General features: G+C 34.5%; 12 protein-coding genes and 4 pseudogenes. 6 read left to right on the forward strand and 10 right to left on the reverse strand.

The genetic code is table 11. The features are described 5' to 3' along the window. Positions 1-522: IS3 family transposase (locus tag BM211_RS24755; RefSeq protein WP_141771699.1), on the forward strand; the 522-nt coding region annotated here is incomplete at its 5' end. Between the two features lie 39 nt (positions 523-561). Here BM211_RS24755 and BM211_RS24760 read toward each other — a convergent pair. From BM211_RS24760 to BM211_RS24775, 4 genes and pseudogenes are all read right to left on the reverse strand, one after another. After that, a pseudogene (locus tag BM211_RS24760) lies at positions 562-738 on the reverse strand (ribonuclease J); the annotation flags it as partial. A 153-nt stretch (positions 739-891) separates the two neighbouring features. Then, on the reverse strand, positions 892-1,920 hold the full coding sequence (gene splB, locus BM211_RS24765; protein WP_035431118.1) for a spore photoproduct lyase: 1,029 nt from the start codon (positions 1,918-1,920) through the stop codon (positions 892-894). After that, positions 1,917-2,180, reverse strand: a complete 264-nt coding sequence (locus tag BM211_RS24770) for a transcriptional regulator SplA domain-containing protein (protein WP_035431117.1) — start codon at positions 2,178-2,180, stop codon at positions 1,917-1,919. Before BM211_RS24770 ends, splB begins: the two co-directional genes overlap by 4 nt. Positions 2,181-2,393: 213 nt before the next feature. Further along, a complete protein-coding gene (locus BM211_RS24775; protein WP_035431114.1) occupies positions 2,394-2,606 on the reverse strand; it encodes an alpha/beta-type small acid-soluble spore protein in 213 nt (70 codons plus the stop codon). Between the two features lie 284 nt (positions 2,607-2,890). Between BM211_RS24775 and BM211_RS24780 the strand changes: the two are divergent. Beyond that, a pseudogene (locus tag BM211_RS24780) lies at positions 2,891-3,386 on the forward strand (YndM family protein). Positions 3,387-3,421: 35 nt separating this feature from the next. Here BM211_RS24780 and BM211_RS24785 read toward each other — a convergent pair. After that, entirely contained in the window at positions 3,422-3,937 is a 516-nt protein-coding gene (locus BM211_RS24785) for a DUF3231 family protein (RefSeq protein ID WP_035431111.1), read from the reverse strand. A gap of 313 nt (positions 3,938-4,250) precedes the next feature. Beyond that, positions 4,251-4,463 (reverse strand): alpha/beta-type small acid-soluble spore protein, encoded by a 213-nt coding sequence (locus BM211_RS24790; RefSeq protein WP_035431108.1) that lies wholly within the window; start codon positions 4,461-4,463, stop codon positions 4,251-4,253. A 282-nt stretch (positions 4,464-4,745) separates the two neighbouring features. On the opposite strand from BM211_RS24790, the gene BM211_RS24795 reads away from it, so the two are divergent. Then, complete coding sequence (locus BM211_RS24795; RefSeq protein ID WP_035431105.1) at positions 4,746-5,879, forward strand: zinc-dependent alcohol dehydrogenase; 1,134 nt, start codon at positions 4,746-4,748, stop codon at positions 5,877-5,879. 99 nt (positions 5,880-5,978) lie between these two features. Here the strand turns inward: BM211_RS24795 and BM211_RS24800 are convergent. Then, a pseudogene (locus BM211_RS24800) lies at positions 5,979-6,527 on the reverse strand (spore coat protein). Positions 6,528-6,659: 132 nt separating this feature from the next. On the opposite strand from BM211_RS24800, the pseudogene BM211_RS24805 reads away from it, so the two are divergent. Continuing rightward, positions 6,660-7,061 (forward strand): annotated as a pseudogene (locus BM211_RS24805) (Ku protein); the annotation flags it as partial. Between the two features lie 22 nt (positions 7,062-7,083). On the opposite strand, the gene kynA reads toward BM211_RS24805, so the two are convergent. The 3 genes from kynA to kynU are packed head-to-tail and all read right to left on the reverse strand — an operon-like array spanning position 7,084 to position 9,879. Beyond that, positions 7,084-7,923, reverse strand: a complete 840-nt coding sequence (gene kynA, locus BM211_RS24810; RefSeq protein WP_035431103.1) for a tryptophan 2,3-dioxygenase — start codon at positions 7,921-7,923, stop codon at positions 7,084-7,086. A 37-nt stretch (positions 7,924-7,960) separates the two neighbouring features. After that, positions 7,961-8,590, reverse strand: a complete 630-nt coding sequence (kynB, locus tag BM211_RS24815; RefSeq protein WP_035431099.1) for an arylformamidase — start codon at positions 8,588-8,590, stop codon at positions 7,961-7,963. Between the two features lie 2 nt (positions 8,591-8,592). Continuing rightward, positions 8,593-9,879 carry a kynureninase gene (kynU, locus tag BM211_RS24820; RefSeq protein ID WP_091000080.1) on the reverse strand — a complete coding sequence of 429 codons (1,287 nt, stop codon included), beginning with the start codon at positions 9,877-9,879 and terminating at the stop codon, positions 8,593-8,595. 161 nt (positions 9,880-10,040) lie between these two features. On the opposite strand from kynU, the gene BM211_RS24825 reads away from it, so the two are divergent. Together BM211_RS24825 and BM211_RS24830 are read left to right on the forward strand one after the other, a co-directional pair. Further along, on the forward strand, positions 10,041-10,652 hold the full coding sequence (locus BM211_RS24825) for a TetR/AcrR family transcriptional regulator (RefSeq protein WP_035431093.1): 612 nt from the start codon (positions 10,041-10,043) through the stop codon (positions 10,650-10,652). 249 nt (positions 10,653-10,901) lie between these two features. Further along, a complete protein-coding gene (locus tag BM211_RS24830) occupies positions 10,902-11,741 on the forward strand; it encodes an oxidoreductase (RefSeq protein WP_091000082.1) in 840 nt (279 codons plus the stop codon). Positions 11,742-11,957 lie beyond the last annotated feature (216 nt).

An 11,957-nucleotide genomic window follows, 5' to 3' on the forward strand; every position in this document is an offset into this window, starting at 1 on the left:
TTAGAACAGAACTTCTCTACCACGACACTCAATGAAAAGTGGGTAGCGGATATTACCTATATTCACACACAAAAAGATGGTTGGTGTTACCTTGCATCTGTGATGGATTTGTATTCTAAAAAAATTGTTGGGTATTCATTTTCACGAAATATGACAACAGACCTTGTGGTAAAAGCGTTAGAAAACGCTTACTATACACAGAAACCACCAGAAGGTCTCATTCTACATACTGACTTAGGAACACAATATACAAGTCAGGAATTTCAAACCTTACTCGCGAGTTATAAAATCAAACCTTCTTTCAGTAAAAAAGGGTGTCCTTATGATAACGCCTGTATCAAGTCATTTCATGCCACTTTAAAGAAAGAAGAAGTATATCGTACAAAATATGTCATATTTGAACAAGCAAACTTAGCACTATTTCAATACATCGAGGGATGGTATAACCGCAAGAGGATTCATAGTAGCATTGGTTATAAAACTCCCCAAGCAATAGAAGATCTAGCTAAAAAAGTGGCTTAGATTTAACTTTTTTGTGTCCGAAATATTGACTCAAATCCATAAATTATTAATGGTTGTTACAGCTAATTGATTAATTTTCTTCAAAAAATCTTCCGAATCACGTACGTATACAAATCCACGAGAAATTATATCTGGATCAAAAATCATTTTTCTATCTGTTTTACTAAGAGTTATGACTATAACAAGCATACCATCCTCTGAAATCTGTTTACGGTCACTCTTATTAGGGGTCACCTTACATACCCATCAACTTAAGAATTTTATAACGCCCCCAAAATGAGAAAATTGATATTTTCATCTAAAAATATCAATTTTCTCATTTTGGGGTAGTCGCTTTTCTTAGCTTGATGGGCATGCAGCTGTACCTCATTATGTGAAATATTCCAATTTTGCATTTGGAAAGAACTTTTTCATATAAGAATAAAGGTGATTTTTTATATCTTCTTCTTCTTCTTTTTGATAAATATATTTACCAATCCCATATTTCCCCCATTTATATCTTCTTCTCTCTTCATCTAATTCTAATTTTGTCATAGGGTAGTTTTTTTCAATTACCCTCTTAGCAGGCTTTGTAAAACGATGTTGAATAAATTCAAATGTAATATCATCTCTTACATCAAGGGGTAATTCAGCATCGAGACGTTCAAACATATGATAGTAACCGTCCTGCCAACCTTCATGAAGATAGATAGGAGCCACTATGAACCCTAACGGATATCCTGCTCTGGCTACTTTTCCCGCTGCTTCAATTCTTTTAGCTAACGGGGAAGTACCTGGCTCAAAGTTTTTAATAACGTAATCAGCGTTTACACTAAACCGAAATCTTGTTTTCCCATTATGTTTTACATCAAGCAAATGATCCACATGATGAAATTTTGTAACAAATCTCAGCTTTCCATATTCAGATTCTCCAAAATGCTCAATTGCATGTTTAAGAGTATGAGTTAAGTGATCAATTCCTACAATATCTGATGTACACGAAGCTTCAAATCTTGTCAATTCAGGTACGCGGGCCTCCATATATTTGTCAGCAGTTTCTAGAATTTCGTCAACATTTACATAAATTCGGATATACGGCTTGCTTCCCATCGTTGTCTGTAAATAACAATAATGACAATGTCCCATACACCCTGTTGCAAAGGGAATAGCATACTCTGCTGAAGGCTTTGAAGTATCAAATTTCAGTGTTTTTCTAACACCAACGACAAGAGTAGATTTTGCTACTCGATACTTTTGAAAATCGTTTTCGCCTGGCAAGTCTCTCACTTGATTATGGGAAGTAGTATGACGAATTTCAACATCCATATTTGAAAATTTCTCATAAAGCTCTCTCCCTAATGGATAATCTAATGCTTTGGGTTCAAAGTATACAAGTTTAGGCATAAACGGGTTATTCATTCTAACATCCCTTCTGAAACACCCCCATAATAGTAGGTATAGGCTTGGTTTGCCTCTTCTTCAGTAGAATAAACCGCCATCTCATTTGTTAGTGGATAATAAGTTTCATAAAGAAATAATGCTAATTCATTTGGTCTCTCAGGATTATTGACAACTGCTGCAGCTTGTATATTTGCTACGTCCTGAGTGTGGGGGTTTCGATAAAAAATATAAACAATATCTCCAGCATGATAAATATTACTTTCATTAGAAAATTCCATTTTACCACCTTTTCTTTTTATAAAATTCAATGTGCAAAGTTATATATTATAAATTTTTTCCTATAGTGGATAAAAATATGTCTTCTTTTATCAAGAGGAAATTCGATTCTACTAATTACAATCTTTATTTTAAATTCCATTTATAATACAACCTATGAAGCAAATTACTCAATTTATAATAGAAGCATTTTATTTATCCATACATATTTAAAGTTAACGATGAACTCCACCGCCAAGTTGTTGTTCAGCCATTGCCACTAGACGCTTTGTGATTTCACCACCAACAGAACCGTTTGCACGAGCTGTTGCGTCTGCACCAAGTTGTACGCCGAATTCTTGTGCGATTTTATATCTCATTTGATCGATTGCATTCTCAGCACCGTGAACTAATAGTTCGTTACGACTTCCGCTATTATTGTTTGTCATATTGTATCACCTCCTATGTTTTTAATATGATAAAAAGCAATTGAAAATACATATTCCTTTTTTGTTATCAATTTTCCAGTTTATTAAAGCATAAATAATACATATATTTCACAAAATAGTATTGTGTAGGAGAGCGAAATAAAAAGTGTTTGCCATAGGAGTATCATGTATGAAACAGTCCTCCAGAACACGATGAAAATAGGTTGTGCTTTATGAAGGCACAGCCTATTTTTTTATTGAGGAGTTTTCACCTACATAAAAGTTAAAAGAATGGAGAAATACAAATGAAACAGATTGTTGCTTTGTTAATTAAATACACAGCTATTAGTGCTGTATTATTGATGATACTAGGCATTTTCCAAGGTATTTCAATTCCAAGAATATTATTTCTTTCATTGGTAATTACCGGAGGATCTTATTTAATAGGAGATTTATTTATTTTACCTAAGTATGGAAACATGGTGGCTACCATTGTTGATTTGGGTTTGAATTTTGTAGGGATTTGGATATTAACGTATCTTGTAAAAGATATAGTCGTAGCTCGTAATATTGGAGCATCTGCTTTTTTTTGCAGCTTTGCTTATCAGTGTGGCAGAAATATTCTTTCATATCTATATGAAGAAAGTTGTTTTACATGAAGATGAGGATTCACGAAAATCCACTAATATTAGCGATAATAAATATGCTATGGAGACTTCTGACGAGTATGTAGACTGTTTTAAAATAAATAAGGTTCATCTATCTAGAAAAGCGGAGGATGGAACTGATAAATTGAAATAAAAAAGTGGCTGAAAGCCACTTTTTTATTTTTATAATTAGGCTTGTTCAGAATTTCGAACATGTAATGGTGGAGGAACTATCCACCCCTTCTTCTTGCTTAAACGTAGTAAAGTTACTCCTGCTTGCGCTTTCTTCATGTGAAATTGTCCAAAAAGCATGCCTACATCTTCTCGAAGACATTTTCCCATCACTTGACTACAAGTTACTAGTCCTGCTGCAAGACCTGCTGCAACGGTTGCTGCGATTTCAGCATCGTTGATGCGTGCACCAGGAGGAATATCTTCAATAGAAGCAACTGGTCTTTCAGGAGGCGCCGGTGGTAAAGCCACTCCATTTACCTTTAAAAGGGTTTTTAGCTCTTCTATTTCAGGAGTCATATCATTCTCAATTAAGTTTTGTAAAAACTTTTTTAAATCTTCATCACCTGTGTGATTCATAAATACTTGATGTCCGGCAACAGCCCCTTGTGCGGCAAGAAGATAACTCCAAATATCAAATACTTCTCCATAATGTAAAGGTTCATTTTGAGGATTTCCACTTAATACACCCATTTTAAAAAGCCTCCCTTTCGAAAATATCATCATAAGTATATTTTTCAATATTGAAAAGAAATTTTTAAGTATATTTTTTCCTACAAAGAACTTTTTATCATGCATGGGAAACACCTTCCCAACAATCTGTGTTTGTAGTCTAGTAAAGAAATTTGCAAACAAAATACCCAAAGATTATTATGGAAGATTATCAATAATCTTTGAGTGAAAACTTTTTTACTATGAGGATTTATTTTAAAAATAAATCCATATAAGAAATTGGTTTAAATATCTGCTACGACTTATACCAATTCACTCTTATTTATAGTTAAAATTAGCGATTAATTCCACCGCCAAGCTGTTGTTCAGCCATTGCAACTAAACGTTTTGTGATTTCACCACCAACAGAACCGTTTGCACGAGCTGTTGTGTCTGCACCAAGTTGTACACCAAACTCTTGTGCAATTTCATACTTCATCTGATCAATTGCATTCTCAGCGCCTCGAACTACTAATTCATTACGACTTCCGCTATTATTGTTTGCCATATTGTATCACCTCCTATGTTTTTAATATGCTACGAATCATGAAAAAATAATTATCCCTTTTTATGGTAATTTATTTTCTTTTCATTATGAATAAATATGGATTTTCTTCTTAAAATAAGGCTAGGGAAAGAAGGGGTTATGAAATACTTTCATACAATGTTATGTATTCCTCCAGATTTATTTCTAATCTCCCTTTAATAACTAAGAAAATGATTGCTGTAGTCCAAAGAGATAAATATAAAGTATGTTTTGAGAAAATGTTAAAAAAGGAGACATGTAATTATGAAAGCTGTAACCTATCACGGGCCAAATCAAGTACAGGTTAAACAAGTTGAGGATGCGAGATTAGAAAAAAAAGATGATATTCTTGTAAAAATTACTTCCACCGCTATTTGTGGATCTGACTTACATTTATATCAAGGTAACATGCCTTTACCCCAAGGATACATTATTGGGCATGAACCGATGGGAATTGTTGAAGAGGTGGGGCCTGATGTCACTAAAGTAAAAAAAGGAGATCGTGTTGTCATCCCCTTTAATGTTGCTTGCGGGCATTGTTTTTATTGCCAACATGAAATGGAAAGTCAATGTGATAACTCAAATCCTCATTATGATTCTGGTGGATACTTTGGTTATACAGAGAAATTTGGTAACCATCCAGGTGGACAAGCTGAATATTTGAAAGTTCCTTTTGGGAACTTTACTCCCTTTGTTATACCTGAATCATGCGAACTTGAGGATGAATCCCTGCTTTTTTTATCCGATGTTTTACCGACCGCTTATTGGAGTGTAATAAATGCAGGTGTAAAGTCAGGTGACACTGTTATCGTACTTGGCTGTGGACCTGTTGGATTGATGACACAAAAATTTGCTTGGATGAAAGGTGCTAAGCGTGTAATTGCAGTTGATTACTTAGATTATCGGATAAATTATGCAAAAAAGATTAACAATGTTGAGGTATTTGAGTTTACAAAATATCCCGATATGGGAGAACATTTAAAAGAAATTACACATGGTGGAGCAGATGTGGTCATTGATTGTGTAGGCATGGATGGAAAGAAATCCCCTTTGGAATTTCTTGAACAAAAACTAAAATTACAAGGGGGAACTCTCGGCCCTATTCAAATTGCTACAAAAGCCGTACGAAAATATGGAACTGTCCAAATGACAGGTGTTTATGGTGGCAACTATAATGCATTTCCACTCGGTGCATTTTGGGTTAGGAATATTAACCTTAGAATGGGCCAAGCACCTGTCATTCATTTTATGCCTGAACTGTTTGAAAAAATAACAAAAAATGAGTTTGATCCAAAAGAGATTATTACACACAAAATGCCCCTGGAAGAAGCGAGCTACGGTTATCAAATTTTTAATAACCGTGAAGACAATTGTATAAAAGTTATTTTGAAACCTTAAAGCTACATTCCTTTCTAATCGATTATTTTTAATGCTAAAGATAAGATTAAATTCTACTTTATCTAGTACAATTTAATTTACATCTTACTATTTCTTATATTATTGTAACGTCTGATTCACAGGCTGATAAATACTCGCTATAGCTTTTATTTCAGAATCTGGTGCTAGAGATAACGGATAGTAGCCTTTTTTCACCATATATTGCCAAATATCATACGCATGTCTACTACTATTTAAAAAAGATTTTTCTAAAAAAGATCTCAAATTTGGATTCGCACATTCTAATACAGCTCCAGCATAATTTAATGCAGCTGATTTTTGATTTAAGAGATAGCCCATAGCAATTGCTCGATCATTGGGAGGTTCTCCATTTATACTAGGTGTAACAGATGGATACTGTTCAAGCGGTGCTTTTAAATAAGAAATCAATACTGAATTTAACTTAGAGGGCTGGAAACGCTCAATATCGGGTGTACTTTAATTTTGGACAAATTCTACTTTTAAATTATAGTCTTCAATATGGAGTGGAAAATGATGCTGTAATAATTGTTTTAATTCTAAATCTTGTGTTTGCTGAATGTATGTACTCATCGTATTAATTGTATTGTAACAGCCAGCAATTAATTCACTTAATGTAGCTAATTGCATTTTTAAATCCTGCTTTTCAAAGTATTTTTTAGTCTCTCCCCAAATACAGAAAATATAAGAAATGCATATGAATTTTCTTATTACCTCATAATATATCTATTCATTTTCTTTTTATGAAAGGAGAAGATTTAAATGCATACGGTATGGAAAGGTTCTCTTTCACTTGGATTATTAAACATCAGCATTAAGCTATATAGTGCTGTAGAAGAAAAAGATATTAAATTTTTAAGTCTTCATAAGGAATGTCTTACTCCCATTAAATATAAAAAGATTGCTCCTGATTGTACGGATACTGGAGTAAGTGATGAAGAAGTTGTGAAAGCTTATGAATATGCGCCGCATAAATATATAATTGTTGAAGATAAAGAATTAGAAGCACTACAAAAAAAAGATGAGCCGCGAATAATTCGCATTTCATCTTTTATCCAAAATAATGAGATTGATTCAATTTTTTTCGATCGTTCCTATTTTGTGGGTCCTATCCATGGGAATGAAAATCCCTATTTGTTATTAAAAGAAGCTTTAGAGAAAACTTTTATGCTTATTGTCTAATCGTTTATAGTTTTGTCCGAATAGCCCAAAGCTCTGGGAAAAATGACTGATCAAGCACACGTTTTAAATATGAAACGCCTGAAGAACCGCCAGTACCCATCTTATGACCTATAATACGTTCTACCGTTTTCATATGACGGAAGCGCCACTGTTGCAGCCAATCTTCAATATCGATTAACTTCTCTGCTAATTGATATAAATCCCAGTATTTCTTCACATCTGAGTATACTTCCAACCAAGCTGCTTCTACTGTTGCATCCGCTTCATATGGTTGTGTAATATCACGTTGAAGCACACTTGGATTAATTGGAAACCCTTCTTTAGCAAGCGTTTGAATTGCAACGTCATATAAACTCGGTGTGTGAAACGCCTTATGTAGACGAGTATATAACTCTTCATCTTTTTCATAAATTTTAAGAATATGAGGTGTTTTATAGCCAAGCGCAAATTCAATCATTCGATATTGATAAGATTGAAACCCAGATGCTTGACCAAGTGAATCACGGAATTCAATATACTCCGCAGGGGTAAGCGTCGCAAGAATATCCCACGACTGAATAATTTGCGATTGAATTTTCGAAACGCGCGCAAGCATCTTAAAAGCAGGTGCAAGAGTCCCTTTTTGAATGGACTCAATAGCTGCTTCTAATTCATGTAAAATTAATTTCATCCAAAGTTCACTTGCTTGGTGAATCACGATAAATAACATTTCGTCATGATGATCAGACAGTCGCTTTTGACTCGATAATAAACTATCTAATTGTAAATATTCCCCGTAAGTCATGTTGTTACGAAAATCTGTATGAATGCTCTTTTCCATAATCACTTTTTCATTCTCACTCATATGTGTACATCCTCTCTATGCAGTATATATTTATTTTTTATAATGGTTTTAATACAGCACGCACTGGACTACCGTCTGCATCTGTTAACGAAAGCGGCAGAGCAATCAGTTCGTAATCTCCGTCTTGTACATTTTCTAAAACAACATTTTCTAAAATATGAATACCGTGTTTAAATAACTCATGATGTGCTGCTAATTCTTTGTCATCAAGTGGATCCACAGACGGAACATCCACACCAATTAGACGTACTCCCTTTTCATGAAGATAAGGTACAATGTCCGCACGTAAATACGGAATTACTTCAGGAAATACATGTGAATTTATTTTTGATAAGGTTCGTAATAACAGTCTACTAACCCCCTTCAAATCATACTTTTCAAGTTCTTTAGCTCCGATGCTTTCGTGACCTGTTACATCTATAATTCGCGCAGGACCAACGTAGACGTTAATGTCTAGATCACTTACTTTTTTACCATCATTATCAAAATGAAACGGCGCATCAATATGTGTGCCCGTATGGATACTCATCGAAATTTTCCCAACATTAACGGAGCCGCTTTGCTCTTTTGTCCATGAAACTTCATAGGAAAAAGGTGTATCACCAGGCCAAGTGGCAATATCATTGTTTAGAGGTTGAGAAATATCAATCCACTTGTTTTCTGTCATCTTTATGCCACAACCTCTCGTTTATTTTCAAATTGTTTATACTCCTCTTCTACCATAATTTTCTTCAAAATTTGGACAGCGTTCCATACTTCTTCATACGTATTGTATAAAGCGACAGGAGCTAAACGAATGCCATTTGGTGCACGAAAATCAGGAACAATTCCATTTGCCTTTAATGCTTTGCAAATCCGCGCTGCTTCTTTATGTTCTAAATAAATATGTCCGCCTCGCACGTCATCCTCTAACGGATTACCAAGTGTAAAGTCCATATCTACTAATTCATGTTGTATAAGATTTATCATATAACGTGTAATATGCAATGATTTTTGTCGTAGTCGATCAATGCCCGCTTCTTTAAAAATCTCTAAAGAACCAATCAGCGGTGCAGCACTTAATACGTGCGGTGTTCCAATTTGATAAGCACCGGCATGCTCAGCTGGTGTAAGTTCATGCTCCATATCAAACTGTTTATCTTTTCGAGAACCAAACCAACCTGCTAATCCTGGTAGACGATTGAAATGTTTTTTATTTACGTACAAGCCGCCAACACCGCCAGGTCCAGCATTTAAATATTTATAATTACACCAAACTGCAAAATCAACGTCCCATTCTGCAAAATGATGCGGAATAGAACCGATAGAATGACAAAGATCAAAGCCGATATGAATCCCGCGTTTATGTGCTTCCTCCGTAAGAAGTTTCATATTTAAAATTTGTCCGCTTCGATATAACACAGCTGGAAGTACAATAAGCGCAATATCTTCTGTCATTGCTGCAATGATATCTTCTTCGTTTAACGTTCTTCCATCCCTACTTTTCACTTGAACGAGATGCTCCGCAGCGTCCAATCCTTTCATACGAATTTGGCTTTGCAAAGCATAAATATCAGATGGAAATGTTAATTCATCGGCAAGGATTTTTGTTTTTCCTTCTTTCGGTTCGTAGAACGTAGCGACTACTTGATGTAAATTTGTCGTCGTAGAACCGGTTACAATTACTTCTTCAGGAAAAGCGCCAATTAGAGGAGCACTTAATTCTCCTAACTGTTCAGATAAGAAATACCAAGGATACTGTCCTTCTGTCCAGCCATCAATGCCGAATTGTTTCCATGAATCTAGCAAAGTTAATAAAGATTGCTCAGCTCGTTTAGATAAAAGTCCTAGCGAATTTCCGTCTAAATAAGTGGTTCCTTCTTTTTTATAAAATTCATGTTGAAACGATGCAAGCTCATCGTGGTGATCACATTGACGAGCATACTCATAAGATGGTTCAAATGGTTTTGTGTACATTCTATCACCTTCTCTTAAATTTTCTTTTAATTCTAATTAATAAAAATATATCACCATAACTGACATAGCGTCAATGACATTATGTCAGTTGACAGTATATTACTGTTTCCCTTACAATAAAGTTAATTTTTCTGATATTTCAGTATAAAGGTGTGGTACAAATGGATAAACATACTTTATCGGCGAGACAACGCCGTTCACTAGAAACAAAAAAGAAATTATTATTAGCTAGTCGTCAAGTATTTATAGAACAAGGATTCCAAAAAACAACAATTTCCCAAATTATAAAAAAAGCAGAAACTGGATATGGAACAGCTTACGTATACTTTAAAAATAAAGATGATTTACTGATTGTGTTAATGGACGATGTGATGAACCAATTTTATATGATCGCAGAACGTATCTTTCAACCAGTAACAAAGCAAGAAGCTCAAAGTATGATCCAAAAACAAGTTCATGCATTTTTGCAAATGGCAGAAACTGAGAGACAACTTTTACAAGTTGTTGAAGAGGCAATCGGTACTTCTACAGAAGTTCGGAATAGATGGAACGCTATTCGAGAACGGTTTATTGAACGAATTGTTCAAGACATTACATACTCACAAAACAACGGTTTAGCTCGTAAAGATTTGAATTGTTTTTTAGCAGCAAGAAGTTGGTTCTATGCGAATGAAATGTTTTTATGGGAAATTGTACGAAATGAACGGGAATTTTCTCTCGAAGACATTGTACATACATTAACCGAAATGTATATGGGTGGCCTTTATTCCTAATATGCACCGTATAAAACAGGCCTTTTAAGAGTCTATTCTAGACAATACATTTTCATTTCTCGTAATTCTAGGTTATTACTTATTGAAAAGAACATTTCCCTATTATTTCCCTGGTAAGCGCATATTCTGACATATAAAAAGGATATCCTCTAAAAATCTACTTTTTATATGTAAATAATCTATTGTATTTCCCTTCCCCCTTTCGATATGATGAAATAAAACTGAGTTTTTATAGAAAGCGAGAAATAAATGACAGAAAAAATCGTAATTATTACAGGTTCATCAAGCGGATTTGGACTTCTTACATCATTAGAGTTTGCTAAAAAAGGATATCTTGTCATCGCTACGATGCGAAATGTTGAAAAACAAACAAAATTGCTTGAACAAGCAGCTTTGTTACATACAGAGCGTAATATTAAAATCCATCAACTTGATGTAACTTCCCAAAAGTCTATTGAGAATTTCACATCTTTTATAAACACGCTTGAACGAATAGATATACTGATTAATAATGCTGGCTTCGCAAGCGGTGGTTTTGTAGAGGAAATCCAAATTGAAGAGTATCGTAAACAATTTGAGACTAACGTATTTGGGACCATCGCAGTAACCCAAGCTGTTCTTCCAATTATGAGAAAACAGAAGCATGGAAAAATTATTACTGTTAGCAGCATTAGCGGGAAAATGGGATTCCCTGGCCTCTCTCCTTACGTTGCATCTAAATATGCTCTTGAGGGCTGGAGTGAGGCTCTTCGTCTAGAAGTAAAACCATTTGGAATCAATGTTTCATTAATTGAACCAGGATCATATAACACAAACATTTGGGAAATCGGACAAAAACTTTCAGAAGCTACTTCTGAAGCTGAATCTCCTTACAAAGAATACATGAAAAAAATTGAACAACATATTCATAACGGGAGTGAGAGTTTTGGAGATCCGCAAGATGTTGCTAAGAAAATAGTAGCTATTGCACAATCACAGCATCCAAACTTACGTTATCCAATTGGAAAAGGTGTAAAGTTAATGGTACTATTGAAAAATTTACTGCCGTGGAAATGCTGGGAGTTTCTCGTTTTAAAACGGTTTAAATAATTTGAAAAAAGACAGCTCTTAGTTTGTCTTTTTTCATGCTACCATTTATGGTCGCTGTTATATTTCATTGTTGATTTTTATTACCATAAAAAAAGACCGATAGTGGTATTATCCCCTTTAAGTAGACATTCAAAAAAACCTTCATGATAAGATGAAGGAAAGAATGAAACTTGGAGGGGATTTTTCTATGGCGAAAAAGGGACAACAATTTCAATC

Origin of the sequence: Bacillus sp. 491mf (genome assembly GCF_900112415.1) — a bacterium.
In the GTDB taxonomy this organism is placed as follows: domain Bacteria; phylum Bacillota; class Bacilli; order Bacillales; family Bacillaceae_G; genus Bacillus_A.